This window comes from Pseudomonas sp. GOM7 (assembly GCF_026723825.1).
Lineage (GTDB): Bacteria > Pseudomonadota > Gammaproteobacteria > Pseudomonadales > Pseudomonadaceae > Aquipseudomonas.
In genome coordinates this window covers 1,697,323-1,724,152 of record NZ_CP113519.1, presented here as the reverse complement: position 1 = coordinate 1,724,152, position 26,830 = coordinate 1,697,323, and the positions used below count along the sequence as shown (strand labels likewise).

At 64.1% G+C, this 26,830-nt stretch carries 25 protein-coding genes; 14 read left to right on the top strand and 11 right to left on the bottom strand.

The genetic code is table 11. The features are described 5' to 3' along the window. Window positions 1–42 precede the first annotated feature (42 nt). The 5 genes from OU800_RS07745 to OU800_RS07725 form a co-directional block, all read right to left on the bottom strand. Entirely contained in the window at window positions 43–1,149 is a 1,107-nt protein-coding gene (locus tag OU800_RS07745) for a cyclic nucleotide-binding domain-containing protein (protein WP_268182591.1), read from the bottom strand. Then, window positions 1,149–2,111 carry a 1-aminocyclopropane-1-carboxylate deaminase/D-cysteine desulfhydrase gene (locus tag OU800_RS07740; RefSeq protein WP_268182590.1) on the bottom strand — a complete coding sequence of 321 codons (963 nt, stop codon included), beginning with the start codon at window positions 2,109–2,111 and terminating at the stop codon, window positions 1,149–1,151. The genes OU800_RS07745 and OU800_RS07740 overlap by 1 nt, the downstream gene beginning before the upstream one ends. Window positions 2,112–2,113: 2 nt before the next feature. Beyond that, complete coding sequence (locus tag OU800_RS07735; RefSeq protein WP_268182587.1) at window positions 2,114–3,475, bottom strand: chromosome partitioning protein ParA; 1,362 nt, start codon at window positions 3,473–3,475, stop codon at window positions 2,114–2,116. A 210-nt stretch (window positions 3,476–3,685) separates the two neighbouring features. Then, complete coding sequence (locus OU800_RS07730; protein ID WP_268182585.1) at window positions 3,686–4,105, bottom strand: nuclear transport factor 2 family protein; 420 nt, start codon at window positions 4,103–4,105, stop codon at window positions 3,686–3,688. Window positions 4,106–4,171: 66 nt separating this feature from the next. Beyond that, a complete protein-coding gene (locus OU800_RS07725; RefSeq protein ID WP_268182583.1) occupies window positions 4,172–6,205 on the bottom strand; it encodes an NADPH-dependent 2,4-dienoyl-CoA reductase in 2,034 nt (677 codons plus the stop codon). A 201-nt stretch (window positions 6,206–6,406) separates the two neighbouring features. Between OU800_RS07725 and OU800_RS07720 the strand changes: the two genes are divergently transcribed. Further along, a complete protein-coding gene (locus OU800_RS07720) occupies window positions 6,407–7,423 on the top strand; it encodes a carbon-nitrogen hydrolase family protein (RefSeq protein WP_268182582.1) in 1,017 nt (338 codons plus the stop codon). Beyond that, window positions 7,420–8,469, top strand: a complete 1,050-nt coding sequence (locus OU800_RS07715) for an AraC family transcriptional regulator (RefSeq protein WP_268182580.1) — start codon at window positions 7,420–7,422, stop codon at window positions 8,467–8,469. The genes OU800_RS07720 and OU800_RS07715 overlap by 4 nt, the downstream gene beginning before the upstream one ends. Before the next feature lie 153 nt (window positions 8,470–8,622). On the opposite strand, the gene OU800_RS07710 is transcribed toward OU800_RS07715, so the two are convergent. After that, window positions 8,623–8,844 carry a hypothetical protein gene (locus tag OU800_RS07710; protein ID WP_268182577.1) on the bottom strand — a complete coding sequence of 74 codons (222 nt, stop codon included), beginning with the start codon at window positions 8,842–8,844 and terminating at the stop codon, window positions 8,623–8,625. Between the two features lie 39 nt (window positions 8,845–8,883). Further along, the gene (apbC, locus tag OU800_RS07705; protein ID WP_268182575.1) at window positions 8,884–9,972 is read right to left on the bottom strand and encodes an iron-sulfur cluster carrier protein ApbC; all 1,089 of its coding nucleotides are present in this window, start codon (window positions 9,970–9,972) and stop codon (window positions 8,884–8,886) included. A 176-nt stretch (window positions 9,973–10,148) separates the two neighbouring features. On the opposite strand from apbC, the gene metG reads away from it, so the two are divergent. The 9 genes from metG (at window position 10,149) to OU800_RS07660 (ending at window position 19,402) form a co-directional block, all read left to right on the top strand. After that, window positions 10,149–12,185, top strand: coding sequence for a methionine--tRNA ligase (gene metG / locus OU800_RS07700; RefSeq protein WP_268182573.1), 2,037 nt, complete (start codon window positions 10,149–10,151; stop codon window positions 12,183–12,185). A gap of 177 nt (window positions 12,186–12,362) precedes the next feature. Continuing rightward, window positions 12,363–12,947 carry an electron transport complex subunit RsxA gene (rsxA, locus tag OU800_RS07695; protein ID WP_268182571.1) on the top strand — a complete coding sequence of 195 codons (585 nt, stop codon included), beginning with the start codon at window positions 12,363–12,365 and terminating at the stop codon, window positions 12,945–12,947. Then, on the top strand, window positions 12,944–13,519 hold the full coding sequence (gene rsxB, locus OU800_RS07690; protein ID WP_268182570.1) for an electron transport complex subunit RsxB: 576 nt from the start codon (window positions 12,944–12,946) through the stop codon (window positions 13,517–13,519). The genes rsxA and rsxB overlap by 4 nt, the downstream gene beginning before the upstream one ends. Next, window positions 13,516–15,972 (top strand): electron transport complex subunit RsxC, encoded by a 2,457-nt coding sequence (gene rsxC / locus OU800_RS07685; RefSeq protein WP_268182568.1) that lies wholly within the window; start codon window positions 13,516–13,518, stop codon window positions 15,970–15,972. Before rsxB ends, rsxC begins: the two co-directional genes overlap by 4 nt. Before the next feature lie 132 nt (window positions 15,973–16,104). Further along, entirely contained in the window at window positions 16,105–17,136 is a 1,032-nt protein-coding gene (locus tag OU800_RS07680; protein WP_268182565.1) for an RnfABCDGE type electron transport complex subunit D, read from the top strand. Window positions 17,137–17,138: 2 nt separating this feature from the next. Next, window positions 17,139–17,774: an electron transport complex subunit RsxG gene (rsxG, locus tag OU800_RS07675; RefSeq protein ID WP_268182563.1), complete on the top strand. Its 636-nt coding sequence runs from the start codon at window positions 17,139–17,141 to the stop codon at window positions 17,772–17,774. Then, on the top strand, window positions 17,771–18,478 hold the full coding sequence (locus tag OU800_RS07670) for an electron transport complex subunit E (protein WP_268182561.1): 708 nt from the start codon (window positions 17,771–17,773) through the stop codon (window positions 18,476–18,478). The genes rsxG and OU800_RS07670 overlap by 4 nt, the downstream gene beginning before the upstream one ends. After that, on the top strand, window positions 18,475–19,113 hold the full coding sequence (gene nth, locus OU800_RS07665; protein ID WP_268182559.1) for an endonuclease III: 639 nt from the start codon (window positions 18,475–18,477) through the stop codon (window positions 19,111–19,113). The genes OU800_RS07670 and nth overlap by 4 nt, the downstream gene beginning before the upstream one ends. Window positions 19,114–19,222: 109 nt before the next feature. Continuing rightward, window positions 19,223–19,402, top strand: coding sequence for a PA3496 family putative envelope integrity protein (locus tag OU800_RS07660; RefSeq protein ID WP_004423730.1), 180 nt, complete (start codon window positions 19,223–19,225; stop codon window positions 19,400–19,402). Window positions 19,403–19,458: 56 nt separating this feature from the next. Here the strand turns inward: OU800_RS07660 and gloA are convergent, their stop codons facing one another. The 3 genes from gloA to OU800_RS07645 form a co-directional block, all read right to left on the bottom strand. Continuing rightward, a complete protein-coding gene (gloA, locus tag OU800_RS07655; RefSeq protein WP_268182557.1) occupies window positions 19,459–19,851 on the bottom strand; it encodes a lactoylglutathione lyase in 393 nt (130 codons plus the stop codon). A gap of 214 nt (window positions 19,852–20,065) precedes the next feature. Beyond that, a complete protein-coding gene (locus OU800_RS07650) occupies window positions 20,066–21,283 on the bottom strand; it encodes an argininosuccinate synthase (RefSeq protein ID WP_268182555.1) in 1,218 nt (405 codons plus the stop codon). A 106-nt stretch (window positions 21,284–21,389) separates the two neighbouring features. Further along, a complete protein-coding gene (locus OU800_RS07645; protein ID WP_330221405.1) occupies window positions 21,390–22,325 on the bottom strand; it encodes a flagellar protein MotY in 936 nt (311 codons plus the stop codon). A gap of 153 nt (window positions 22,326–22,478) precedes the next feature. Here OU800_RS07645 and pyrC point away from each other — a divergent pair, with 153 nt between their 5' ends. The 3 genes from pyrC (at window position 22,479) to OU800_RS07630 (ending at window position 25,462) form a co-directional block, all read left to right on the top strand. Further along, on the top strand, window positions 22,479–23,525 hold the full coding sequence (gene pyrC / locus OU800_RS07640; protein ID WP_268182553.1) for a dihydroorotase: 1,047 nt from the start codon (window positions 22,479–22,481) through the stop codon (window positions 23,523–23,525). Next, the gene (gene rnt / locus OU800_RS07635; protein ID WP_268182551.1) at window positions 23,522–24,196 is read left to right on the top strand and encodes a ribonuclease T; all 675 of its coding nucleotides are present in this window, start codon (window positions 23,522–23,524) and stop codon (window positions 24,194–24,196) included. Before pyrC ends, rnt begins: the two co-directional genes overlap by 4 nt. Before the next feature lie 1,047 nt (window positions 24,197–25,243). Next, window positions 25,244–25,462: a bacterioferritin-associated ferredoxin gene (locus OU800_RS07630; protein ID WP_268182549.1), complete on the top strand. Its 219-nt coding sequence runs from the start codon at window positions 25,244–25,246 to the stop codon at window positions 25,460–25,462. Between the two features lie 59 nt (window positions 25,463–25,521). Here OU800_RS07630 and OU800_RS07625 read toward each other — a convergent pair whose 3' ends face one another. Further along, window positions 25,522–26,706: a thiolase family protein gene (locus tag OU800_RS07625; RefSeq protein ID WP_268182546.1), complete on the bottom strand. Its 1,185-nt coding sequence runs from the start codon at window positions 26,704–26,706 to the stop codon at window positions 25,522–25,524. Between the last annotated feature and the right edge of the window lie 124 nt (window positions 26,707–26,830).

Here is a 26,830-nt window from a genome sequence, read left to right as displayed (position 1 = left end):
TATCGGCGGCGTCGCTCCCGGATTTCATCCGGGCTACAGGCCTCAATGGCTGCGTTCGGTACGCCCACCGGAGCGCGCCAGATAGCCTGCCCCGCTCTCGCACAGCAGGGCATCGCGCTGCACCGCCGGCAAGGCATCCAGACCATCGCGCAGGGCATAGGCGCTGAAGCCGAGCTGGCTGAGCAGGAACACTGCACTGGCGCTGCGCTTGCCGCTGTCGCAGTAGCACAGATAGGTGCGCGCAGGGTCGAGCAGACGGGCCTTGAGGCGCAGCAACTGCAAGGGCATGTGCAGTGACTCCAGGGCATGGGCCTGCTCGTATTCCTCCTGCAGGCGCACGTCCAGCCACTGCCCACCCTGACTGAGCAGGCGCGAGGCCTCGCCGAGGGAAACTTCCGCCACCACGGGTGCCTTGAGCAGGGCGAAGAAGTCCTGGCGATCCAGGCGCAGCACGCTGCCGTCTTCGAGCATGGTCACCGTGGCATTGCGTGGGCGATCCGCCAACAATGCCTCTTCACCGAAGCAGGCACCCACCTCCAACTCAGCCAGCACCTGACTCTCGCTGCCGGCACCACGCATCACCTCGGCGCGGCCGCTGCGCAGGAAGAAGCAGCAATCCCCGACCTCGCCCTCTGCCAGCACCTGGCTGCCGGCCTTAAGCTCCAGAGGCTGCAGGCGCGTCAGCATGGTCTGCACATTGGCCGCTGGCACCTTGGCCAACAGCGGATTTTCCAGCAGACGTTCGAGCCACTCGATCTCCTCGCCACTCTGCCCCATGGCCAGCAGCAGATCCTCGAAACTCAGGCGCCAGGTCAGCAGACGGTTGAGCGCGCTGCTGTCGATCACCAGCACGCTGCAATCGGTCATCGCCATGGCTTCGTGCAGCCGTGGCAGGCTCGGCGACAAGGGATGGCAGCTCGCCGGGCTACCTGCCACCACGGACTGCGGCAAGCCATCGCCTTGCAAGGACAGCTCGCCGGCCAGCAGGTAATAGGTCAGGCGCGCCTGGTCGCCGCGGCGAAACAGCGACTGCCCCGCCAGCAAGGGTTGAGGCACGAGCTGATTACGCAGCTCGCGCCATTGCTGCTCGGACAATGCATTGAGCGGCGTCAGGCTGCGCAGTTGTGCCGGTGTCAGGGGTTCAGTCATCAGAAGGCGTCCAGGCTCTGCAATACAGTGTAGTCATGGTGCGAGCCGAGCGTTGCCCGCCGCCCTTGCAAGCCGCCTGTGTGCACGAAGACCAGGCGACTGCCACGCCTAAAGTAACCGTCGCTCACCTGCTGTCGCAATGCCAGCAGTGCCTTGCCGGTATACACCGGCTCCAGCAGCAGGCCGGCGTCGCGCTCCACGGCAGCCATGAAGGCCAGCAACTCGTCATCGCTGCGGGCAAAGCCACGTCGCGCGGCCTCGATCAGACGATAGCCCTGGTCATCGCACCCTGCCTCTCGCAGCAACTCGCTCACCTGCTCGGGCACGCCATAACCGGCCGGCACGGCCAGGGCGCCATGCACCGGGCGCTCGCCCTGCTCGGCCAGCACCAGCCCGGCCAGGGTGGTGCCGGTGCCTGCGGCCAGCCACCAGCCGTGGAAGTCCGCCCAGCCCAGGGCCGCCATCTGCCGCTCGACCAGGCCCACCAGCACGGCGCAGCCCTGGGCGCCGAGCAGCGCTCGCCCACCTTCGTTGATGGGGTAACAGTGCGGATGACGCGCCAGCCAGGGCGCCCAGAAGCCAGGCTCATGGCGTTTGCGGTAAGCGCCATGGCTGAGCCAGTGCAGTTGCATGCCGAGAACCTGCAGATCCCTGACCGTCGGCGTGAGCTGCGGCTCGCCGCGCAGCAGGCCGACCGTGGCGAAACCGAAACGCCTACCGGCCGCCGCCAGGGCATGCAGATGATTGGAGTGAGCACCACCTAGGCTGATCACCCCGTGCGCACCGGCCAGATGAGCTTCACGCAGGTGCGGCGCGAGCTTGAACCATTTGTTGCCGCTGATCAGTGCATCGATCAGATCCAGGCGCAGGCAGGCCACCTCGACACCTGCCGCCTGCAGCCAATCCAGACGCAGCGGTTGCAGGGGCGCCTGCGGCTGCCAGTCGATGCGTGGCAGGAGCAAGGTCAGTTGACACCCTGCAAACGAGCGCTCGCCTTGTGCCGCGAACAGCAATTGGATTCACCCAGCACGAAGCGGCTTGGCGTATCCACCCGCTCGATGGGCATGGCGCAGCGCTCACCGCCGGCCAGCAGCGCCTCGCAGGTGGGTTGCTGGTAATGCGCCAACCATTGACGATACTGCGCCTCCGTCACGAAGCACTTGGCCGCGACGTATGCCATGGGGTTGTCCTGGTAGCGGGCAATATCCTGCAGGGCGATGGTCAGGTGCCCGGCGCCGGGATGATAGGCCACGAACACCACGCCGAGCCTGGCCAGGCGCTCGAGCACCTGATCGCCACTCTGGCTGGCGATGGCATCGCGCTCGCGCTTGAGCCGTTCGATCTCCGCCTGCTGCTGGATGTCCTGCTCATTGCGGTAGGCCAGTTCGACATCGCGTATCGCCACCTGCTCCTTGTACTGGGCCACGGCTGCAGTGATCTTGGCTTGCAGCTCGGCCTCGAGCTGCGCCCGCAGAATGTCGCCCTCGGTGCGCCCATGGCGCTCCAGGGCACGCAGTTGCTGGGTCAATTGCTCGCGGCTGTGCTGATAGTTCTGCGCCTGCTCGGTCAGTTGCGCCTTGAGCCGGGCATTGAGTTCCTGCTGCTGGCGCAAGGCCTGCTGCAACTCCTGAAGCTGCGCCTGCTGACGCTTACCCTGCTCCTCGCCGGCCAGCTTGAGCCTGGCCAGCTCTTCTTCATGCTGCTGGGTGAGGCTGGCGATGCGCAGACGCTGCTGCTTGATGAGCTGAGCGGTCTTGGCGCGATGCTCCTGATCCATCTTCTGCGCCAACTGTTCGGCCACCTCCTTGGCCGGATCGGGCGCATACCATTTGTCCTCGGGCGCCATCTGCAGGCGTTCGGCCTGCACCACCTGGGTGCTGTCGTCCTCGATCAGCAGGCCGAGCTGATTGCCCTTGACCGCATCGCGCAGGCGTACCAGATCGTTCTGCCCGGGCGTGAGATTGGGATCCCACAGATGCATCTGATGCCAGGACACCGCACACTGGCTGCGACAGGCCAGGCGGATAGGCCCGGCACCGAGATCCGGCCCGCGCCCGGCGCGATCGGCCAGATGCTGCAACGGGATGTTCCAGCCGGAATCGGGGCGGCCGTCCTCATCGAAATCCAGATAAAAGAACACCGCCGCCTTGACCAGCAGTCGCGGGTTGATCACCACGTAGACCATGCGCATCTGCTGATCGGCGAACTCGGGCATGTTCACCACGCCATCGAGCAAGGCCTCGAATTCGGGGTAGAGCATCTGCTTGCAGACGCCATGTTCCTTGAAGAACATCACGGCCTCTACCATCTGCGGCTTGTTCTGCATGCCTGTCGGCCCCCTCTGATGCGACTGAAACGACGCGCACGACGCCAGCGCCGGGGCAGTTCTGGCCCTGGCGCGAACGTCGTCCATGCGTGATCGGGCTAGTCTAGGGGAAAAAGTTGCAACGGCAATGTGACGCGATTGGCAGCCGGCCCGCTGGCAAGCGCTCTGCCAGCCAATGGTTAGGCCAAACTGTGACCGACTGGGCGAGACTCAGCCGCTGACTGCGCCCAGGCGTTGTGCCATCTCTGCGCCAAGGGCCTGCAGGCCACTCATGGGGCGCACCATCACCTCGAACTCGACGATCAGCCCGGTTTCGTCGAAACGGATCAGGTCGATCCCCTTCAGCTCGCGCTCGCCGACCCGCGCGGAAAACTCCAGCACCACGCTCAGGCCATCAGCCGTGGCCAGTTCACGGTGGTAGGTGAAGTCCTCGAACACCTGCAGCACGGTGTTGAGGATCAGATTGACCTTCTGCGCTCCCGGGTAAGGGGTGTGCGCCATGGGCGAGCGGAACACGGCCTGCGGGTGCAACAGCTCGGGCAAGGCGCGCAGATCTTTGGCGGCGACGAACTGGTGCCAGCGCGCCAGGCTGGCGGCGGCGGCAGGTTGCAAGAGAGTATCGAGAGACATCGGCTTCTCCTTGTGGTTTTCGGGCCAGATAGCACACGCCCCGCACAAGGCGGGGCGTCGTTTCACTCAAAGCGCCGCCGCCAGGCGCGAGCCCTGGTCGATCGCCCGCTTGGCATCGAGCTCGGCGGCGACATCCGCGCCGCCGACCAGATGCACGCGCTGACCGGCGCTCTCCAGTCCTTGCTGCAGCTCGCGCAGCGGATCCTGGCCGGCGCAGACGATCACGGTGTCGACCGGCAGCACCTGCGGCTCACCACCGGCGATGCGAATATGCAGGCCGGCGTCATCGACCTTGAGGTACTCCACCGAATTGAGCATCTGCACCTTCTTGTTCTTCAGGCCGGTGCGATGAATCCAGCCGGTGGTCTTGCCCAGGCCGTCGCCCACCTTGCTCTTCTTGCGCTGCAACAGGAACACCTCACGCGCTGCCGGGTGTGGCTGCGCCTGCACGCCAGCGACACCACCACGGGCTTCCAGCGCGGTGTCGATGCCCCACTCCTTCCAGAATGCCTCGCGGTCGAGGCTGGTGGCCTGGCCCTGATGGGTGATGAACTCGGAGACGTCGAAGCCGATACCGCCCGCGCCGATCACCGCGACCTTCTGCCCGACCGGCTTGCGCTCGAGGATGGCGTCCAGGTAGCCGATCACCTTGGCGTGGTCGATGCCCGGAATCTCCGGGGTACGCGGGGCGATGCCGGTGGCCAGGATGATCTCGTCGAAGCCGCCGGCGACCAGATCATCCACCGACACGCGTGTGTTGAGGCGCACATCGACGCCGGTGATTTCCAGCTTACGCTTGAAGTAGCGCAGGGTCTCGTAGAACTCCTCCTTGCCCGGCACGCGCTTGGCCACGTTGAACTGGCCACCGATTTCGCTGGCCGAGTCGAACAGGGTCACGCTGTGACCACGTTCGGCCGCGACAGTGGAGGCTGCCAGGCCGGCCGGGCCGGCGCCGACCACGGCGATCTTCTTCACCGTGGTGGTGGGGATGTAATTCAGCTCGGTCTCATGACAGGCACGCGGGTTGACCAGACAACTGGTGAGCTTGCCGCCGAAGGTGTGATCCAGGCAGGCCTGGTTGCAGCCGATGCAGGTGTTGATCTCGTCGGCGCGGCCCTCGGCGGCCTTGTTGACGAACTCCGGGTCGGCGAGGAACGGGCGCGCCATCGACACCATATCGGCATCGCCTTCGGCCAGCACCTGTTCGGCCACTTCCGGAGTGTTGATGCGGTTGGTGGTGATCAGCGGGATCGCCACCTCGCCCTTGAGCTTGGCGGTAACCTTGGTGAAGGCTGCACGCGGCACCTTGGTGGCGATGGTGGGGATGCGCGCCTCGTGCCAGCCGATGCCGGTGTTGATGATGGTGGCGCCGGCCTGCTCGATGGCCTTGGCCAGTAGCACGATCTCGTCCCAGGTGCTGCCGCCCTCGACCAGGTCGAGCATCGACAGGCGATAGATGATGATGAAGTTCGGCCCCACCGCCTCGCGCACGCGACGGACGATCTCCACCGGCAGGCGCATGCGGTTCTCGAAGCTGCCGCCCCAGCGGTCGGTGCGGTGGTTGGTGTGGGCAACCAGGAACTGGTTGATGAAATAGCCTTCCGAGCCCATCACCTCGACGCCGTCGTAGCCGGCCTGCTGGGCCAGCGCCGCGCAATTGACGAAGTCGGCGATCTGCTTCTCGATGCCCTCCTCGTCCAGCTCACGGGGCTTGAACGGGTTGATCGGCGCCTGGATGGCGCTCGGCGCCACGGACTTCGGGCTATAGGCGTAACGGCCGGCATGCAGGATCTGCATGCAGATCTTGCCACCGGCCTCGTGCACCGCCTGGGTGACGACCTTGTGCTTCTCGGCCTCTTCCAGGGTGCTCAGCTTGGCCGCGCCGGCATACACGCCGCCCTCCTCGTTCGGGCCAATGCCGCCGGTGACCATCAGGCCAACACCACCCCGGGCACGCTCGGCGAAGTATGCCGCCATGCGCTCGAAACCGCCTGGCCTCTCTTCCAGACCAGTGTGCATGGAGCCCATCAGCGTGCGGTTCTTCAGCGTGGTGAAGCCGAGGTCGAGCGGGGCCAGCAGGTGCGGGTAACGAGCAGTCATGGAATTCTCCACATCGCGGTGCAGTTCACGGATCGCCGCGGTCTCATGGGCACGCGGTCGGTTATTGAGGCAGACGATAAAGAGGCCAAACGGCAGGCTCAATGATCGAAAATGACAAGATAATGATCAAAAACAACAGCCATGCTTGGCTTCAGCCACCATCCGACCTAACCTGAACGCACACACCCGCGAAAGATACCCATGCGTCGACTGATCTCCCTTTGCCTGATCCTCCTCCTGCTCGGCAGCCTCGGCGCCTATGCCTACTGGTGCGAGCAACGGCCCCAGGTTCGCTACCTGTCGGATCTGCGCAGTCATCTGGCCCTCAACCAGGGCAACCCCGGCACCGCCGGCAACCTGCTGGGCATCCAGCCCGAGCTGGTCAGCAGCGACTTGCAAAGCCTGGCGCGCCTGCGCCTGAAGCTGGCGGCCTACCTCGACCAAGCGCGCGACCTGGGCCTGCTCAACCCACGCACCGTGGTGGTCTTGCCCGAACATATCGGCACCTGGCTGTTCGCCATCGGCGAGAAGGACGAGCTGTATCAGGCACCTGACCACCAGCGAGCGCTGCAGTGGTCGGCGGCGCGCAATCCGCTGGACTTCATCCAGGCACTGCTCTGGGCAGACGGCGATGCGCGCCTGCCCGACGCCCTGCTACGCACCAAGGCCAAGCGCATGGCCCATGACTACCAGCAACTGTTCGGCGGCCTGGCGCGCGATTACGCCGTCACCCTGGTGGCTGGCTCCATCGTCCTGCCGCAACCTCAGCTCGAGCACGGCCAACTGCAGGTCGCCCAAGGGCCGCTGTACAACGTCAGCCTGGTCTTCGACAGCGCCGGCCAGCCATTGGGCCAGCCGCACCGCCAGGCCTTCGCCGCCGCCACGGCCAGCAGCCAGGCGCCAGAGGCGTTGCAGGTACTCGACACGCCGGCAGGCCGGCTCGGCATCCTGCTCGGCGGCGATGCCCGGCACATCGCCAGCCATGCGCGACAAGACGTCGAACTGCTGGTCATGCCCAGTGACATGGACGCCAACACGAACATGAGCGAATTCGGCGAACACCTGCAAGCACAGGGCATCCACGCCGGCTTGCAGGTGCACATGCGGGGGCGCCTGTGGGAACGTAGCGGCCAGGCAACAGCCCTGGCATTCGTCGACGGCCGACTCAGCCAGGGCGATGCGAGCGCTGGCGCACAACTGATCAACCTGTGGCTATGAAGGCCTCACGCGTTCGCCTGGGCGATCTTTCCGTTGGTTTCACCCTGCCGCTGGCCGCTGCGCTGAATGCCCATGGCCATGACCCGCAGCCCCTGCTGCAGCAGTTCGGCCTCGACGCCACACGCCTGAGCGAACCTCGCGCGCGGCTTTCGATCCCCCGCTTCATGCGCCTCGGCCACAGCGCCATCGCCCTGTGCGGCGAGCCGGCGCTGGGCCTGGACATGGGCCGCCACAGCCACCTGGGCCAGATCGGCCTGGCCGGCATCTGCGCCGCGCAGGCGCCCGACCTGCGCGAAGCGGCGCGCACCCTGACCCGCTTCGAGCCCCTGTACGCCGCCAACTACCGCGGCCGCTCGAGCTTTGACGAAGACGCGCGCGGTGCCTGGCTGAACTTCTACTCCATCAGCCCATACAACGCCTACAACCGCTTCGTGGTGGATTCGGTGCTGGCCGGCTGGCTGAGCAACCTGGCGCAGGTGGCTGGCCAGCCCATCGCGCCGGAGAGGGTCGAAATCGAATTCCCTGCGCCGGACTATGCCGAACGCTACGAAACCTTGTTCGGCTGCCCGGTGGAATTCGTCGCGGGAGCCAATCGCCTGCGCCTGAGCGATGAAACCCTGAACCTGCGCAACCGCCAGCATTGCCCGGGCACCTGGAACCATCTGCTGGAATTGTGCGAACGCGAACTGGATCAGTTGACCCGCACCCGCAGCCTGCGCGAACGGGTGATCCAGCTACTGGGTCCATTGTTGCACGGCCACGAACCGGATCTGCAGGAAGTGGCGCGGCGCCTGCAACTACCGAGCTGGACGCTACGGCGCAAGCTGGCCGAGGAAGGCACGCAGTTTCGCACCATCCTCAACGACACCCGCCGCGACCTGGCCACGGCCTATATCCGCGACACCGAACTGGCCTTCGGCGAGATCGCCTATCTGCTCGGCTTCGCCTCGGCCGAAGCCTTCCAGCGAGCCTTCAAGCGCTGGCTCGGGCAAACTCCCGGCGATTACCGGCGTGCACAACGCAGGGCCGCTGGCGGGCACCTCTAAGAACTACCTGCGTTGCCATCGCGGCGTTAAAAACAGGCTCAAAATGCTCATTTACAGCGCGTAAACTGAGCTTTTTCGCCTGTTTTTTGCGGGGCCGCCATCGGTATTGCGCTGCCTGCCTCGCCTAAGTTTTTAGAGGTGCCCTGGCGAGGCTCAGAGTTCAGTGGCGTCGTCCGTATCGAGCACATCCTGATCGAAGGCATCACGCTCGAGCAGTTCTTCCTGATACTCGTCCATCTGCTGTTCTCCTCGGTCATTGGGTTTGACCGATAGCAAGCTACTTTGCCTGCATGAAGACAAGATGACGGAAAGCCGCAGGCTGATCGCTGGATGAATGGCAATTAACTCCTGCCGGCTGCTCAGGATGTGCGACATCGAGAGCAGCCGGTAGGAAAACCGTTATTGCGGCGGTTTTCAGTCCTCGCTGATCTCGATATTCGGCATGGTCGGTTTGCCCGCCAGAGCGATACGCGCGCCCACCTTGCGCGCCAGATCCTGATAGATCATCGCCAACTGGCTTTCCGGGTCGGCGATCACGGTCGGCTTGCCGTCGTCGGCCTGCATGCGAATGGCCATCGACAGCGGCAGGGAGGCCAGCAGCTCGACGCCATACTGCGCAGCCAGCTTCTCGCCGCCGCCCTCGCCGAACAGATGCTCGGTGTGGCCGCAGTTGGAGCAGATGTGCACGGCCATGTTCTCCACCACACCCAGCACCGGAATGTGCACCTTGCGGAACATCTCCACGCCTTTCTTGGCATCGAGCAGGGCCAGATCCTGCGGCGTGGTGACGATCACGCTGCCGGCCACCGGCACCTTCTGCGCCAGGGTCAGCTGGATGTCGCCAGTGCCCGGCGGCATGTCGATCACCAGGTAGTCGAGGTCATTCCAGGCGGTCTGGGTGATCAGTTGCAGCAAGGCGCCGCTGACCATCGGCCCGCGCCAGACCATGGGCGTGTTGTCGTCGGTGAGAAAGGCCATGGACATCACCTGCACGCCATGGGCTTCGAGCGGCACGAACCATTTCTGATCCTTCACCTGCAGACGCGTGCCCTCGGCGATGCCGAACATGATGCCCTGGCTGGGGCCGTAGATATCGGCATCGAGCATGCCCACCCGCGCACCTTCGCGGGCCAGCGCCAGCGCCAGGTTGGCGGCGGTGGTGGACTTGCCCACGCCGCCCTTGCCCGAGGCCACGGCGATCACGTTCTTCACCCCGGCCAGCGCCGGCACCTGGGCCTGGCCCTGGTGCGACTCGATCAGGCAGTCGACCTGCACCCGGGCACTGTCCACGCCCTCGAGGTTCTCCAGAGCCATTTGCAGCATCTGCGCCCAGCCGTTCTTGAACAGCCCGGCGGCATAACCCAGCTCCAGGCGCACGGCCACGCGGGCGCCCTGGATGTCGACTTCACGCAGGCAACCGGCGCTGACCGGATCCTGCTCGAGATGGGGGTCGGTGAACTGACGCAGACAGGCTTCGACCGCTTCGCGGGTGACGGCACTCATGCAAGAACTCCAGAAGGCAGCAGAAAAACAGGCCGCCATCTTAACAGCAGAGCCTAGCTGCACACCTCTCACCGCGACCAAGACATAGCCGCTTTTACTTGCGGCTTGTAGCTTGCAGCTTGCAGCTTCCTTTATAGTTGCCGACTTCCCTCGTTTCCCCCGTGCAGCCGATCACCATGACCGAAGCCCGCAAGATTCTCGTCACCAGCGCCCTCCCCTATGCCAACGGTTCGATCCACCTCGGCCACATGCTCGAGTACATCCAGACCGACATGTGGGTGCGCTACCAGAAACTGCGCGGCAATCAGGCCGTCTACGTCTGCGCCGACGACGCCCACGGCTCGGCCATCATGCTGCGCGCCGAGAAGGAAGGCATCACCCCGGAGCAACTGATCGACGGCGTGCGTGCCGAGCACATGGCCGACTTCGCCGACTTCCTGGTGGACTTCGACAACTACCACTCCACCCACTCGGAGGAGAACCGCGAGCTGTCGGCGTCCATCTACCTGGCGCTGCGTGACAAGGGCCATATCGCCACCCGCGCGGTGACCCAGTATTTCGACCCCGAGAAAGGCATGTTCCTTGCCGACCGCTTCATCAAGGGCACCTGCCCCAAGTGTGCGGCCGAGGATCAATACGGCGACAACTGCGAAAAATGCGGCGCCACCTACACCCCCACCGAGCTGAAGAACCCACGCTCGGCCATCTCCGGCGCCGTGCCGGTGCTCAAGGAGTCGCAGCATTTCTTCTTCAAGCTGCCGGACTTCGAGGCCATGCTCAAGCAGTGGACGCGCTCCGGCACGCTGCAGGAGGCGGTGGCCAACAAGCTGGCCGAATGGCTCGATAGCGGCCTGCAGGAGTGGGACATCAGCCGCGATGCGCCCTACTTCGGCTTCGAGATCCCCGGTGAGCCGGGCAAGTACTTCTACGTCTGGCTGGATGCGCCCATCGGCTACATGGCCAGCTTCAAGAACCTCTGCACGCGCCGCCCAGATCTGGATTTCGACGCTTTCTGGGGCAAGGACTCGACCGCCGAGCTGTACCACTTCATCGGCAAGGACATCGTCAACTTCCACGCCCTGTTCTGGCCGGCCATGCTCGAAGGCGCCGGCTACCGCAAGCCGACTGCGGTGAACGTGCACGGCTACCTGACGGTGAACGGGCAGAAGATGTCCAAGTCGCGCGGCACCTTCATCAAGGCGCGCACCTACCTGGATCACCTGAACCCGGAATGCCTGCGCTACTACTATGCCTCCAAGCTGGGCCGTGGCGTCGATGACCTCGACCTGAACCTCGAGGACTTCGTGCAGAAGGTCAATTCGGATCTGGTCGGCAAGGTGGTCAACATCGCCAGCCGCTGCGCCGGCTTCATCCACAAGGGCAATGCCGGCGTGCTGGTCACCGCCAACCCCGAACCAGCCCTGTGGGAAGCTTTCCAGGCTGCCGCGCCGAGCATCGCCGAAGCCTACGAGGCGCGTGACTTCTCCCGCGCCATGCGCGAGATCATGGCGCTGGCCGACCGCGCCAACGCCTGGATCGCCGACAAGGCGCCCTGGGCGCTGAACAAGGTGGAAGGCAAGCAGGCCGAGGTACAGGAAATCTGCGCCCTGGGCATCAACCTGTTCCGCCAGTTGGTGATCATGCTCAAGCCGGTACTGCCGAAACTGGCCAGTGACGCCGAAGCCTTCCTCAACGTACCGGCCCTGACCTGGGCAGACCTGGCCACACCGCTGGCCGATCACCAGCTCAACCCCTTCACCCCACTGCTGACCCGTATCGAGCCGGCGAAGATAGAAGCCATGATCGAAGCCTCCAAGGAAGACCTGGCCGCCGAAGCCAGCAAACCAGCGGGTAACGGCGAACTGGCCAAGGAACCGCTGGCCGCCGAGATCAACTTCGACGCCTTCGCCGCCGTCGACCTGCGCATTGCGCTGATCGAGAAATGCGAGTTCGTCGAAGGTGCCGACAAGCTGCTGCGCCTGTCGCTGGATATCGGCGACGAGAAGCGCAACGTGTTCTCCGGCATCAAGTCCGCCTACCCGGATCCGAGCAAGCTGGAGGGTCGCCTGACCCTGTACGTGGCCAACCTGGCACCGCGCAAGATGAAATTCGGCATCAGCGAAGGCATGGTGCTGGCCGCCGGCCCCGGTGGCGAGGAAATCTACCTGCTCAGCCCGGACAGCGGCGCCAAGCCGGGCCAGCGCGTGAAATAAGCTGCAAGCTGCAAGCTGCAAGCTGCAAGCTGCAAGCAAATCGGGATACGGGCTGGCGCTGAGCGCCAGCCTGGCTTTTGCGCTTTTACTTGACGCTTGTGGCTTGTAGCTTGCCGCTGCTTCTCCCGATAATAGGCGCCCATTTCCTAAGGCCTTTGTGCATTCGACGGCAACCCGATGACCGAACTCGTCCTGATCATGGTCAGCGCCATCCTGGTCAACAACTTCGTGCTGGTGCAGTTCCTCGGCCTGTGCCCGTTCATGGGCGTGTCGAAGAAGATCGAAACCGCCATCGGCCTGTCCCTGGCCACCACCTTCGTACTCACCCTGGCCGCCATGTGCAGCTACCTGGTGCAGCAATACGTGCTCAAGCCGCTGGATCTGGAATTTCTGCGCACCATCAGCTTCATCCTGATGATCGCCGTGGTGGTGCAATTCACCGAGATGGTGGTGAACAAGACCAGCCCCCTGCTCTATCGCGTGCTGGGCATCTTCCTGCCGCTGATCACCACCAATTGCATCGTCCTCGGTGTGGCCCTGCTCAACGCCAACAAGGCCGAGTTCACCTTCGTCACCGCCACCGTCAACGGCTTCGCCGCCGGCCTGGGCTTCTCCCTGGTGCTGGTGCTGTTCGCCGCCATGCGTGAACGCATCGCCATCGCCGACGTGCCCAAGTCCTTCCAGGGCGCGGCCATCGGCATGATCACCGCCGGGCTGATGTCGCTGGCGTTCATGGGCTTCTCCGGGCTGATCAAGCTATGAGCCTGGTTCTGGTCGCCGTCCTCGCCCTGCTCGCACTGTGCCTGATCGCCGGGGCCATCCTCGGGTTTGCCGCCGTGCGCTTCAAGGTCGAGGGCGACCCCATCGCCGAGCAGATCAACGCCCTGCTGCCGCAGACCCAGTGCGGCCAGTGCGGCTACCCGGGCTGCAAGCCCTACGCCGAGGCCATTGCCGGCGGCGACAAGATCAACAAGTGCCCGCCTGGCGGCGAGGCGACCATCCAGGCACTGGCCGACCTGCTGGACGTCGAGCCCGAGCCGCTGGACGCCGTGGAAGGCGAGAAGCCGCAGATGGTCGCCTACATCCGCGAAGCCGAATGCATCGGCTGCACCAAGTGCATCCAGGCCTGCCCGGTGGATGCCATAGTCGGTGCAGCACGGCAGATGCATACGGTGATCGCCAGCGAATGTACCGGCTGCGACCTGTGCGTCGAACCCTGCCCGGTGGACTGTATCGACATGATCGAAGTTGGCAGCAGCGTGCAAAGCTGGAAATGGGACAAGCCGCTGCCACCCGGCCAGTTGATCGCCAGTGACCGGGAGCAGGCGGCATGAGTGCATTGGCCAAAGAAAGCATGAAGATCTGGGACATCCCTGGCGGCATTCACCCGCCCGAGCGCAAGGAACTGTCCAACCGCACGCCGATCCAGCCAGTGCCGTTGCCCAAGCGTCTGGTATTGCCGCTCGGCCAGCATATCGGCGCTGCCGCCGAGCCCTGCGTGGCCGTCGGCCAGCGCGTGTACAAGGGCGAGAAGATCGCCAACGCCAACGGCTTCGTCAGCGTGCCGCTGCATGCGCCGACTTCCGGCACCGTCGCTTTCATCGGTGAGCAGCCTTATCCCCATGCTTCCGGCATGCTGGCCCCGGCCATCGTCATCGACAGCGACGGCCTGGACGAGTGGATCGAGCTGACGCCACCGACCGACTACCGCTGCCTGGAATCCGCCGAGCTGCTCACGCTGATCCGCGAAGCCGGCATCAACGGCCTGGGCGGCGCCGGCTTCCCAACGGCGGTCAAGCTCACCGCACGGCCGACGCAGAAGATCCACACCCTGATCATCAATGGCACCGAGTGCGAACCCTATATCACCGCCGATGACCTGCTGATGCGCGAACGCGCCGCCGAGCTGGTGGCCGGTATCGAGGTGCTCGCCCATCTGATCCAGCCCGAGCAGGTGCTGATCGGCATCGAGGACAACAAGCCCGAAGCCATCGCCGCTGTGCGCGCCGCCTGCGCCGGCCGCGACTACCAGGTGCGGGTATTCCCCACCAAGTACCCATCCGGTGGCGAGAAACAGCTAATCCAGATTCTCACTGGCGTGGAAGTGCCCAGCGGCGGCCTGCCTGCCGATATCGGCATCCTCTGCCAGAACGTCGGCACTTGCGTGGCCATCCATGATGCCGTGCTGCTGGGCAAGCCGCTGATCTCGCGCATCACCACACTCACAGGCGAAGCGCTGGCGCGCCCCGGCAACGTCGAAGCACTGCTCGGCACCCCAGTGGGCGAACTGCTGACGTTCGCCGGTCTGGATCAGGGCAAGCTTGATCGCCTGATCATGGGTGGGCCGATGATGGGCTTTACCCTGCCCAGCCTCGATGTCCCCCTGATCAAGACCAGCAACTGCCTGCTGGCCAGCACCGCCAAGGAACTGCCGCCGCCAGCGCCGGCCATGCCCTGCATCCGCTGCGGCGAATGTGCGCAGGCCTGCCCGGCCAGCCTGCTGCCGCAGCAACTGCACTTCTTCGCCCTCGGCCAGGAGCACGAACAGCTCAAGGAACACAACCTGTTCGACTGCATCGAGTGCGGCGCCTGCGCCTACGTCTGCCCGTCGAGCATCCCCCTGGTGCAGTACTACCGTGTGGCCAAGGCGGAAATCCGCGAGCTGGAGCAGAAGCAGCTCAAGGCCGAGCACTCCAAGCAGCGCTTCGAGCAACGCCAGGAACGCCTGCGCCGCGCCGAGGAGCAGAAGGAGGCCGAGCGCAAGGCCCGCGCCGAAAAAGCCGCCCGCGCCAAGGCTGCGCAAGCCGAAGCCCCTCCTGCAGCGTCGGCTTCACCGGCGGACGAAGCGCTGAAGAAGCTCAAGATCGAAGCCAGCATGGCCCAGGTCGCGCTGAAGAAGGCGGAAAAGCAACTGGCCGCACACGACACGCTCGAGCTGCAGGCGCAGGTCGCCGAGCTGCGTGCCGCAGCCGAAACCGCACAAAAGGCCCTGGCCGATGCCCAAGCTGCGGCGCCCGCCCCAGCGCCCAAGCCCGCTGGCGACGAAGCCTTGAAAAAGGCCAAGATCGACGCTGCCATGCTCAAGGCCCAGTTGCGCAAGCTGGAAAAGATCGAAAACCCGGACGACGACCAGCAAGCCGAAATCGCCCGTGTGCGTCAACAACTGGAAGCCGCCGAGAAATCCCTGGCCGAGCTGGACAGCCAGAAGCCCGCAGCCGCCGCCAAGCCGGCCGGTGACGAAGCGCTGAAAAAAGCCAAGATCGAAGCCGCCATGCTCAAGGCGCAATTGCGCAAGCTGGAAAAGATCGAAGCCCCGGACGACGAGCAGCAAGCCGAGATCGCCCGTGTGCGCCAGCAGCTCGAAGCCGCCGAGAAAGCCCTGGCCGAGTTGCAGATCCAGGCGCCCGCGCCGGCTGCCAAACCTGCGGGCGAAGAGGCGCTGAAGAAAGCCAAGGTCGAACTGGCGATGAAGCGCGCCGAACTGAAGAAGGCCGAGAAGGCAGGCAGCGACGAAGCCGCATTGCAGCCACTGCGTGATGCCCTGGCCGCCGCCGAGCAGGCACTGCATGCCGCCGAAGCGGCCTCGGGCAAGCCAGCGCCGGAGCTGGTGCGCACCGAACGTCCCGGCGTGAATGCCGAACTGAAAGCCGTGAAAACCGAAGTGGCCTTCGCCCGTGCCGACCTGCGCAAGCTGGAGCGTGACGACAGCGCCACGACCGAGGCACTGGAACAGGCACGCGCGCGTCTGAGCGAAGCCGAACGCAAGCTGGCCGAATATCAGCCGTAACGATCATCCCGGATTGCATCCGGGCTACACGCAATAATCCGTCGCATCGGAGCATCCGGGCGGCACAGACAACCGTAGCCCGGATGCAATCCGGGGAATGCACAACGCAGTAACAGCACCACCGGAGCGCCGATGGCCCTGCCCCGCATCACATCGCCCCACGCCACGGGCAGCAACCGTACCCAGCAGGTCATGCTGCAGGTGCTGCTGGCCTGCGTGCCGGGCATCCTCGCCCTGACCTGGCTGTTCGGCATCGGCACCCTGTTCAATCTGGTCTGGGCCAGCCTCTGCGCCCTGGGCTTCGAGGCCGCACTGCTGGCCGCGCGCAAGCGTCCGATCGCCTTCTTTCTCAAGGACTACAGCGCCCTGGTCACCGCCGTGCTGCTGGCCCTGGCCCTGCCGCCCTATTCGCCCTGGTGGCTGACGCTGATCGCCTGCGGTTTTGCCATCGGCCTCGGCAAGCAGCTCTACGGTGGCCTCGGGCAGAACCCGTTCAACCCGGCCATGGTCGGCTACGTGGTGGTGCTGATCTCCTTCCCTGTCGACATGACCAGTTGGCCCGCGCCACACACCGTCGCCGCGCTTGACGGCATCAAGCACATCCTCGGCATCGCCAACCTGCCGGATGGCTGGGCCCAGGCCACCGCGCTGGATGCGCTGAAGGTCAACAAGAGCCTGACCATCGACGAGCTGCATGCCAGCAATCCGGCCTTCGGCCGTTTCGGCGGCGCCGGCAGCGAAGCGGTCAATCTGGCCTTTCTCGCCGGCGGCCTGTACCTGCTGCACAAGCGCCTGATCACCTGGCATGCGCCGCTGGGCATGCTCGCCGCGCTGTTCGCCATGAGCCTGCTGTTCTGGAACGGCAGCGGCTCGGATTCCAACGGCTCGCCGCTGTTCCACCTGCTGACCGGCGCCACCATGCTCGGCGCCTTCTTCATCGTCACCGACCCGGTCTCCGGCGCCACCAGCAATCGCGGGCGCCTGGTATTCGGTATCGGCGTCGGCGTGCTGGTCTACGTGATCCGCACCTGGGGCGGTTACCCGGATGCAGTGGCCTTCGCCGTGCTGCTGATGAACCTGGCGGCACCGACCATCGACTACTACACCCGGCCGCGCAGCTACGGCCACCGCAAGCCCAACAGCGGCTTCAAGCTGGGAGAATGAGCATGCTGCCGGAAATCAGCCGCTCGATGTTGAAGAACGCCCTGGTGCTTGGCCTCTTCGCCATCGGCACCGTCGGCACCGTCGCTCTGCTGCAACAGGGCACCGCCGAACGCATCGCCAAGGCCGAGCGCGAAGCCCAGGTGCGCGCCCTGGCCGAGATTCTGCCGGCCGGCAGCTATGACAATCACCTGCTGGACAACCGCATCGAGCTCAACGCTCCCGAGCTGGGTCACCGCAGCCCGCAGTCGGCCTACCTGGCACTCAAGGGCGGCCAGCCCAGCGCGCTGATCCTGCCGGTGACCGCGCCGGACGGCTACAGCGGCGCCATCCACCTGCTGGTGGGTATCTTCGCCGACGGTCGCCTGGCTGGCGTGCGCGTGCTCAGCCACAAGGAAACCCCAGGCCTGGGCGACAAGATCGAGCTGGCCAAGAGCGATTGGGTACTCGGCTTTACCGGAAAATCCCTGCACAACCCCGGCGAAGATGGCTGGGCGGTGAAGAAGGATCGCGGCGACTTCGACCAGTTCGCCGGCGCCACCATCACCCCACGCGCCGTGGTCAAGGCCGTGCACGGCGCCCTGCGCTACTTCGACACGCACCGCGCCCAGTTGCTGGGCCTGGCGGAGGACGAACGATGACCAGCTACCGCGAAATCACCCTCAACGGCCTGTGGAAGAACAACCCGGCGCTGGTGCAACTGCTTGGCCTCTGCCCGCTGCTGGGAGTGAGCAACTCCACGGTCAACGCCCTCGGTCTGGCGCTGGCTACCACGCTGGTGCTGGCCTGCTCCAACACCGCCGTGTCGCTGGTACGGGGCGTGGTCAACACCGCCGTGCGCCTGCCGGCCTTCGTCATGATCATCGCCGCGCTGACCACCTGCATCGAGCTGCTGATGCAGGCCTACACCTACGAGCTGTACCAGATTCTCGGCATCTTCATCCCGCTGATCACCACCAACTGCGTGATCCTCGGCCGCGCCGACGGCTTCGCCGCCAAGCACGACCCGGCCCGCGCCGCCTATGACGGTCTGATGATGGGCCTGGGCTTCGGCCTGGTGCTGGTACTGATCGGCGCCATCCGCGAGCTGCTCGGCACCGGCGCCCTGTTCGCCAACATGCACCTGCTGTTCGGCCCCATCGCCGCCGACTGGAAACTCACCCTGGTGCACGACTACCGTGGTTTTCTGCTGGCCATCCTGCCGCCGGGCGCCTTCATCGTTCTCGGCCTGCTGATCGCCGGCAAGAACCGCATCGACCAGATCGCCGCCGAGCGAGCCAAGACCGCCGCGCCCGAGGCACCGGCACAAAGCCGCCGCGTTCGCGTTACCGGAGTCATCGAATGAACGCTGCCAAACGCCTGGAAATCTTCCGTCGCCTGCACGAGGACAACCCCGAGCCGAAGACCGAGTTGGCCTACAGCACGCCCTTCGAGCTGCTGGTGGCGGTAACGCTATCGGCCCAGGCCACCGACGTCAGCGTCAACAAGGCCACGGCCAAGCTGTTCCCGGTGGCCAATACGCCAGAGGCCATCTACGCCCTCGGCGTCGAAGGTTTGAGCGAGTACATCAAGACCATCGGCCTGTACAACAGCAAAGCGAAGAACGTCATCGAGGCCTGCCGCATCCTGATCGAAAAGCACGGCAGCAAAGTGCCGGACAACCGCGAGGATCTCGAAGCCCTGCCGGGCGTCGGCCGCAAGACCGCCAACGTGGTGCTCAACACGGCGTTTCGCCAGTTGGCCATGGCCGTGGACACGCACATCTTCCGCGTCAGCAACCGCACCGGCCTTGCGCCGGGCAAGAACGTGGTCGAGGTGGAAAAGAAGCTGCTCAAGTTCGTGCCCAAGGATTATCTGCTCGACGCCCACCACTGGCTGATCCTGCATGGGCGCTACGTTTGCACCGCGCGCAAACCGCGCTGTGGCGCCTGCCGTATCGAAGATCTGTGCGAGTACAAGGCCAAGACCTCCGACGATTGATCAGATATAGAATCCAGCGATCATCTGATTGAAAAAATCTTTTTTACCCGCTCATTTTTTGTCGCTATAAGGTGCGCAAATGGCCCTGGTAGCTGGCCTGGAGTGAAAAATGAGCACAGACAAAGAAGACCTCGAGCTGGACGAAGACTTTGTCGCGGACGATGCAGACGATGCCGAGCCTGCGGTGGAAGTCGCCAAGACCAACCTAACCAAGCGCCGCATCATCGACAACTTCCTCGAAGAACGCCGCCTGCACAAACAGCTAGCCGAATATGACTTCGATATCTGAGTATCGAATCGTACGGAAAGAGCCCCGCGACTTGCGGGGCTTTTCGTATCTGTCGATCAGTCGCGGCGCGACGGCGAAAGCAACTCGATCTTGTAACCGTCCGGATCCTCGACGAAAGCCAGGATGCTGGTGCCGTGCCTCATCGGCCCCGGCTCACGGGTGATCTTGCCGCCGCGACTGCGAATGTCCTCGCAGGCCTTGTAGACGTCCTCGACCTCCAGGGCGATATGGCCGTAGCCGGTGCCGAGCTCGTAGCTGTCCACCCCCCAGTTGTAGGTCAGCTCGATCACGCTGTTGTGCGCCTCGTCGCCATAGCCGACGAAGGCCAGGGTGAACTGGCCGTCCGGATAATCCTTGCGCCGCAGCAGAGTCATACCCAGCACTTCGGTATAGAAGGCGATGGACTTGTCCAGGTCGCCCACGCGCAGCATGGTATGCAGCAGTCTCATCAGGTTTTCCTCTTCTGGAAAGCAGAACCCCGGCACTTGGCCGGGGTCCTTGTGAGGCAAGAATTTCAGCTTAGCAGGCCGTTGAAAAACGTAGGCGAGGCAGGCAAGACAAGGCAAAAACGGCCGAAAAAGCGCAGTTTACGAGTTGTAAATGAGCATTTTGAGGCCGTTTTTAACGCAGTATTGCCAACGCAGGTAGTTTTTCAACAGCCTGTTAGACCAGCTTGCGGCCCTTGCCGGCAGCGATGCGCATACGCAGGGCGTTGAGTTTGATGAAGCCCGCCGCGTCCTGCTGGTTGTAGGCGCCGCCATCTTCCTCGAAGGTCGCGATGTTGGCGTCGAACAGCGAATCGTCGGACTTGCGGCCGGTGACGATGACGTTGCCCTTGTACAGCTTCAGGCGCACCACCCCGTTCACGTTGGCCTGGGAAGCGTCGATCATCTGTTGCAGCATCAGACGCTCCGGGCTCCACCAGAAACCGTTGTAGATCAGGCTGGCGTATTTCGGCATCAGTTCGTCTTTCAGGTGCGCCACTTCGCGGTCGAGGGTGATCGACTCGATGGCGCGGTGAGCCTTGAGCATGATGGTGCCGCCGGGGGTCTCGTAGCAGCCACGGGACTTCATGCCGACGAAACGGTTCTCGACGATATCCAGACGGCCGATGCCGTTCTCGCCACCGATGCGATTCAGCTCGGCCAGCACCTGCGCCGGGGTCATCGCCTTGCCGTCGATGGCAACGATGTCACCGCCCTGGTAGCTCAGCTCGATGTAGGTGGGGGTGTCCGGCGCCGCTTCCGGCGACTTGGTCCAACGCCACATGTCTTCTTCATGCTCGGTCCAGGTGTCCTCCAGCACGCCACCTTCATAGGAGATGTGCAGCAGGTTGGCATCCATGGAGTACGGCGACTTCTTCTTGCCGTGGCGCTCGATCGGGATGGCGTGCTTCTCGGCATAATCCATCAGCTTCTCGCGCGACAGCAGATCCCACTCACGCCACGGCGCGATGACCTTGACGCCCGGCTTCAGTGCATAGGCGCCCAGCTCGAAACGCACCTGGTCGTTGCCCTTGCCGGTGGCGCCGTGGGAGATGGCATCGGCGCCGGTCTCGTTGGCAATCTCGATCAGACGTTTGGCGATCAGCGGACGGGCGATGGACGTACCCAGCAGGTACTCGCCTTCGTAGATGGTGTTGGCACGGAACATCGGGTAGACGAAATCACGCACGAACTCTTCGCGCAGGTCGTCGATGTAGATTTCCTTGACGCCCAGGGCCTGGGCCTTGGCGCGAGCCGGCTCGACCTCCTCGCCCTGGCCGAGATCGGCGGTGAAGGTCACCACTTCACAGTTATAGGTATCTTGCAGCCACTTGAGGATCACCGAGGTGTCCAGGCCACCGGAATAGGCCAGAACTACCTTTTTGACGTCCGCCATGCCATCACTCCACGGGTTGTACGGTAAAACCCGTGATTCTACTGGCCTCACGCCCTAATTTACAGGGGCGCGACAGACAGAGTTGACGAAGCGACGCCAAAGCGCTTCAGGACGGCTGGCTGCCGGGCGGATCGGCCGGCGTCGGAGCGGGCGCGCTCTGCTGCGGTACCTCGGCTGGCGGCACACGATCCAGACGCAAGGTCGCCCGGCGATTCTTCGCGCGATTGGCCTCGCTGGTGTTCGGTACCAATGGATAGCGTTCGCCATGGAAGCGCACGGTGATCTGCTCGACAGGAATACCGTGAGCCTTGAGGTATTCCTGCACCGCCAGGGCGCGGCGGCGTGATAGGTCGCGGTTGGTCAGACGGTTACCACTGTTGTCGGCATGGCCGTCGATCTGGAAGCTGTTGATGGTCGGGTCGGCCTTGACGAACTCGAGGATGATGTCGAGCTTGGCCTTGGCCATCGGGTCGAGGTCGATACCGCCGCCGGGAAAGCCGATCTGCGCCAGGCGAATCTGGTCGAAGTTCACCGGCAGCAGCTTGGCGGTACAGGCTTCGTAATCTTCATAGGCCTTGTGGAATTTCACAGGCAGCAGGCGCACCTCCAGCCTGTCGCCGCCATTGAAGGTGCGATGCCGCACCAGCGGGCTGCGCCCTTCCAGCAGGCCGGCGAGCAGACGCGCGCCCTGCTCCTGCGAGCTGTTGAACGGCACCTCGCCATTGGCGACGCTGACCACGCCGAGGTTGATGTCGCCGCGCCCCGGTTGCCAGGGTGCGGCAGCCGCCAACAGGGTTGCCGAGCCATTGCCGAGCCAGTGCTCGCGGGCCTTGAGGCGGAAAGTGACCTGTTCACCCGCGCGACGGACGAACTCGCCGCTGCCGAAGTTGCTGATCGGCTGGCTCAGGCGACACTCAAACTTGTCGCCCTCGACCGTCCACTCCACCTTTTCCAGCCGCGTCTGGAAGCTGATGGCATGCGCCGGCAGACACAGGGGCATGCCGGCCAGCAGGCTGATCAGAAGGTAATTGGGCGCACGCACGGTCGACTCCACGGCGGTTCACGGCATTCTCACGGGGTATCGGTCGGGCGCGCGGAAACTTGACCCCCTGCGTGCGATTGTCGCGCTGGCGCGAGCGCGAAGCGGCGCTTTTCAGGTACCATGCGGCCACGTTTTACCCGCCTGGAAGCCCCCATGTCCGACCGTCTGACTCTTCTGCGTCCCGATGACTGGCACATTCACCTGCGCGATGGCGCGGTGCTGCCACACACCGTCGGCGACGCCGCGCGCACTTTCGGCCGCGCCATCATCATGCCCAACCTGGTACCGCCGGTGCGCAACGCCGCCGAAGCCGACGCCTATCGCCAGCGCATCCTCGCGGCACGCCCGTCCGGCAGCCGCTTCGAGCCGCTGATGGTGCTCTACCTCACCGACAACACCAGCCCCGAGGATGTGCGCGCGGCCAAGGCCAGCGGTTTCGTGCATGCGGCCAAGCTCTACCCGGCCGGCGCCACCACCAACTCCGACTCGGGCGTCACCAGCATCGACAAGATCTTCCCGGTACTCGAAGCCATGGCCGAAGTCGGCATGCTGCTGCTGGTGCATGGCGAAGTGACCCGCGCCGAGATCGACGTGTTCGACCGCGAGAAGACCTTCATCGACGAACACCTGAGCCGCGTGGTCGAGCGTTTCCCCACCCTGAAAGTGGTGTTCGAGCACATCACCACCCGTGACGCGGTGCAGTTCGTCGAGGCCGCCTCGGCCAACGTCGGCGCCACCATCACCGCCCACCACCTGCTGTACAACCGCAACCACATGCTGGTCGGCGGTATTCGCCCGCACTTCTATTGCCTGCCGATCCTCAAGCGCAACGTGCACCAGGAAGCCCTGCTCGATGCTGCCACCAGCGGCAACCCCAGGTTCTTCCTCGGCACCGACTCGGCACCGCACGCCAAGCACGCCAAGGAAGCGGCCTGCGGCTGCGCCGGCTGCTACACCGCCTATGCCGCCATCGAACTCTATGCCGAGGCCTTCGAGCAGCGCGGCGCCCTGGACAAGCTGGAGGCCTTCGCCAGCTTCCACGGCCCGGACTTCTACGGCCTGCCGCGCAACACGGACAGCATCACCCTGGTGCGTGAAGAATGGACAGTGCCGGCCAGCCTGCCGCTGGGCGACAACAGCGTGGTGCCGCTGCGCGCCGGCGAAACCCTGCGCTGGAAACTGCTGGAGGGCCAGGCATGAGCGAAGACAACTACGACGACGAACTCGAACCCAGCCTGCCGGCCGGCCCGCGCACGCCCATGGCGGCGCGCTTTCGCGGCTACCTGCCGGTGGTCGTGGATGTCGAGACCGGTGGTTTCAACAGCGCCACCGACGCCCTGCTGGAAATCGCCGCCACCACCATCGCCATGGACGAGAGCGGCTTCCTCTACCCGGATTACACCCATTTCTTCCGCATCGAGCCCTTCGAGGGTGCCAATATCGAAGCGGCGGCGCTGGAATTCACCGGCATCAAGCTCGACCATCCGCTGCGCATGGCGGTGAGCGAGGAGCATGCCCTGGGCGAGATCTTCAAGGGCCTGCGCAAGTCGATCAAATCGGCCGGCTGCAAGCGCGCGATCCTGGTCGGCCACAACAGCAGCTTCGACCTGGGTTTCCTCAATGCCGCGGTAGCGCGTTGCGGCATCAAGCGCAACCCCTTCCACCCCTTCTCCAGCTTCGACACCGCCACCCTGGCCGGCCTCGCTTATGGTCAGACCGTGCTGGCCAAGGCCTGCCAGGCTGCCGGCATCGAATTCGATGGCAAGGAGGCGCACTCGGCGCGTTATGACACCGAGAAGACCGCCGAGCTGTTCTGCGGCATCGTCAACCGCTGGAAGGAAATGGGCGGCTGGGACGAGTTCGATCAGTAATCCCCTCCTCGCGCGCGAGCCTGAAGAAACCAGCCGAAGCCGTTTTTTTCAGGTTCGCGGAATTTCGGGAAAATCAGTATTGACGCCGGACTGGCAAGTTTGTGTGAGTGTTCGGTTACTTTCGGCGTTCAAGCTGCTTATCGGTGTTTAGCTGACGTCTCTTGTTTCGCCCCCCGGCGACCTTCTTTTGTCAAACGCCACAAAAGAAGGCAAAAAGGCTTGGCCCCGCCATCCGGCCCCGGCTGCGCCGGGGTACGTTCGCTCCATCGCTGCTCCGAGGGCCCGCCGCGAAGGGCCATCCCTGGCCAATCGCGGCTCTCGCGGCATCCATGCCGCTCAACCCTCTACGCAACGATTCCACTCACCCTCCTGAAGGGGCCGTTCGCGCGCCTGAACGAGTAGGCACTCCATAGGTTGCTCGGCTTGTTCTAGTGGCGATGAAGTCGCGAATGGGTCGTCGAGTTAAACCAAAACTTTCATTCGCTTGAATAGCTTGCCGGCTTGCAGCCGGCATTCAGGTCAGCCCTGAGGCTGACCTCATGTTCAAACACTCCGAGCTACTTCTGGGTTACCTAGGGTTCAGGCGCGTGCAGAGCCCGCCCAGGAGGGCGAACGCAATCGTCGTGGAAGAGGTTGAGCGACATGGATGTCGCGAAAGCCGCGATGGGCCATGGATGGCCCACCGCGGCGGGCCTCTGGAACGGCGATGGAGTGAGCGAACCCTGGCGAAGCCAGGGCCGGATGAAAGGGCGGAGGTTTTGGTTACTTTTGCCCCAAAAGTGACTCGCCCGGGAGGGCGAAACCAAGAACATCAGCAAAAACGCGGCAATTCGGAACGAACATAAGAACAACCACCACACAAACTTGCCAATCCAGTGTCAACCAGGCATTCCCCCTGAAAATGCGATGGACCTGTTTCCATGCCTGAACAGCGGAACAATACCGTTCGTCAGCAGATGCGAGCATTCGCAACCGATCTTTGACAAGCATTCTCATTAACATTAGTATCCGAGCCATCGAACAGAACAACCTAGACGAGCCTTGCCCATGTACGTCTGCCTCTGTGAAGGTGTCACCGATACCCAGATCCGCGAAGCGGTCTATGAAGGCTGCTGCAGCTACCGTGAAGTGCGCGGTAGCCTCGGCATCGCCAGCCAGTGCGGCAAGTGCGCCTGCCTGGCCAAGCAAGTGGTACGTGAGACCATCGCCGAAGTGCAGAGCAATCAGGTCAATCTCGCCTACCCGGCGAACTTCGTCACCGCCTGATTCTCCAGAACACAAAAAACCGGATCATCGATCCGGTTTTTTTATGCCCGCCGTTTGCCTCAGCGATAGGCCTCGAACAGCCCCGTGGCCCCCATGCCACCGCCCACGCACATGGTGACGATGCCGTAACGCAACTCGCGGCGCTGCAGCTCGCGCACCAGGTGGCCGACCTGGCGCGAGCCGGTCATGCCGAAGGGATGGCCGATGGAGATGGAACCGCCATTGACGTTGTACTTGTCGTTGTCGATCTCGAGCTTGTCGCGGCAGTACAGGCACTGCGAAGCAAAGGCCTCGTTGAGTTCCCACAGGTCGATGTCGGCCACGCTCAGGCCCTTGGCCGCAAGCAGCTTGGGTACCGAGAATACCGGGCCGATGCCCATTTCGTCCGGTTCGCAACCGGCCACGGTGAAGCCACGGAAATAGGCCTTGGGTTTGAGGCCCAGCTCCAGCGCTTTTTCCAGGCTCATCACCAGAGTCATGGAAGCGCCGTCGGACAGTTGCGAGGCGTTGCCGGCGGTGACACTGCCGGCCGGGTCGAATGCCGGTTGCAGCTTGGCCAAGGATTCCAGGGTGGTGTCCGGGCGGTTGCAGTCATCGGCTTCGACCACCCCCTCGACGATCTTCTTCTCGCCGGTGGCCTTGTCTTCCTGCAGATACTTCACCGCCATCGGCACGATCTCGTCGGCATACAGGCCTTCGGCCTGCGCCCGCGCCGTGCGCTGCTGGCTCTGCAGGGCGTAGGCATCCTGGGCTTCGCGGCTGATACCGTAGCGGTTGGCGACGATCTCCGCGGTCTTGCCCATGGGGTAGTAGATGCCGGGGTTTTCCTCTTGCAGCAGCGGGTTGAACAGGTTGTCCATGTTCATGCTTTTCAGGGTCATGGTGATGGACTCGACGCCACCGGCGACGATGATCTCGCTGCAACCGGAGGCTACCTGATTGGCGGCGATGGCGATGGCCTGCAGGCCCGAGGAGCAGAAGCGGTTCAGCGTCATGCCCGCCACCGGGTTGCCCAGGCGTGACAGCACCGCGACGTTGCGACCGATGTTCATGCCCTGCGCGCCCTCATTGGAGCCAGCACCGACGATGCAGTCGTCGACCAGCTTGGGGTCGAGGCCGTTGCGCGTCAGCAACGCATCGACGCAATGGGCGGCCATGTCGTCCGGCCGAGTCATGTTGAACTTGCCACGGAAGGACTTGGCCAGGCCAGTCCGCACGCTGTCGACGATCACCACTTCACGCATGACGCACCTCGTTGTTATTGGATGGCGAATGGCGAGAAGATAAATCCAGCCGAGCACATGCTGCGACCATCATTGATCTGGCGTATACGGGCCGATGCAGGGGCGTAGCCCGGATGCAATCCGG

What these genes read in the sequence shown, in the direction of transcription:
- OU800_RS07745 (WP_268182591.1), bottom strand. Translation starts at nt 1,149, where the DNA reads ATGACTGAACCCCTGACACCGGCACAACTGCGCAGCCTGACGCCGCTC.
- OU800_RS07680 (WP_268182565.1), top strand. Translation starts at nt 16,105, where the DNA reads ATGGCCCTGCCCCGCATCACATCGCCCCACGCCACGGGCAGCAACCGT.
- rsxG (WP_268182563.1), top strand. Translation starts at nt 17,139, where the DNA reads ATGCTGCCGGAAATCAGCCGCTCGATGTTGAAGAACGCCCTGGTGCTT.
- metG (WP_268182573.1), top strand. Translation starts at nt 10,149, where the DNA reads ATGACCGAAGCCCGCAAGATTCTCGTCACCAGCGCCCTCCCCTATGCC.
- apbC (WP_268182575.1), bottom strand. Translation starts at nt 9,972, where the DNA reads ATGAGTGCCGTCACCCGCGAAGCGGTCGAAGCCTGTCTGCGTCAGTTC.
- OU800_RS07735 (WP_268182587.1), bottom strand. Translation starts at nt 3,475, where the DNA reads ATGCAGAACAAGCCGCAGATGGTAGAGGCCGTGATGTTCTTCAAGGAA.
- OU800_RS07730 (WP_268182585.1), bottom strand. Translation starts at nt 4,105, where the DNA reads ATGTCTCTCGATACTCTCTTGCAACCTGCCGCCGCCGCCAGCCTGGCG.
- OU800_RS07720 (WP_268182582.1), top strand. Translation starts at nt 6,407, where the DNA reads ATGCGTCGACTGATCTCCCTTTGCCTGATCCTCCTCCTGCTCGGCAGC.
- OU800_RS07670 (WP_268182561.1), top strand. Translation starts at nt 17,771, where the DNA reads ATGACCAGCTACCGCGAAATCACCCTCAACGGCCTGTGGAAGAACAAC.
- rsxC (WP_268182568.1), top strand. Translation starts at nt 13,516, where the DNA reads ATGAGTGCATTGGCCAAAGAAAGCATGAAGATCTGGGACATCCCTGGC.
- OU800_RS07660 (WP_004423730.1), top strand. Translation starts at nt 19,223, where the DNA reads ATGAGCACAGACAAAGAAGACCTCGAGCTGGACGAAGACTTTGTCGCG.
- rsxB (WP_268182570.1), top strand. Translation starts at nt 12,944, where the DNA reads ATGAGCCTGGTTCTGGTCGCCGTCCTCGCCCTGCTCGCACTGTGCCTG.
- OU800_RS07650 (WP_268182555.1), bottom strand. Translation starts at nt 21,283, where the DNA reads ATGGCGGACGTCAAAAAGGTAGTTCTGGCCTATTCCGGTGGCCTGGAC.
- OU800_RS07715 (WP_268182580.1), top strand. Translation starts at nt 7,420, where the DNA reads ATGAAGGCCTCACGCGTTCGCCTGGGCGATCTTTCCGTTGGTTTCACC.
- OU800_RS07710 (WP_268182577.1), bottom strand. Translation starts at nt 8,844, where the DNA reads ATGTCGCACATCCTGAGCAGCCGGCAGGAGTTAATTGCCATTCATCCA.
- rsxA (WP_268182571.1), top strand. Translation starts at nt 12,363, where the DNA reads ATGACCGAACTCGTCCTGATCATGGTCAGCGCCATCCTGGTCAACAAC.
- OU800_RS07725 (WP_268182583.1), bottom strand. Translation starts at nt 6,205, where the DNA reads ATGACTGCTCGTTACCCGCACCTGCTGGCCCCGCTCGACCTCGGCTTC.
- OU800_RS07630 (WP_268182549.1), top strand. Translation starts at nt 25,244, where the DNA reads ATGTACGTCTGCCTCTGTGAAGGTGTCACCGATACCCAGATCCGCGAA.
- rnt (WP_268182551.1), top strand. Translation starts at nt 23,522, where the DNA reads ATGAGCGAAGACAACTACGACGACGAACTCGAACCCAGCCTGCCGGCC.
- OU800_RS07625 (WP_268182546.1), bottom strand. Translation starts at nt 26,706, where the DNA reads ATGCGTGAAGTGGTGATCGTCGACAGCGTGCGGACTGGCCTGGCCAAG.
- pyrC (WP_268182553.1), top strand. Translation starts at nt 22,479, where the DNA reads ATGTCCGACCGTCTGACTCTTCTGCGTCCCGATGACTGGCACATTCAC.
- nth (WP_268182559.1), top strand. Translation starts at nt 18,475, where the DNA reads ATGAACGCTGCCAAACGCCTGGAAATCTTCCGTCGCCTGCACGAGGAC.
- gloA (WP_268182557.1), bottom strand. Translation starts at nt 19,851, where the DNA reads ATGAGACTGCTGCATACCATGCTGCGCGTGGGCGACCTGGACAAGTCC.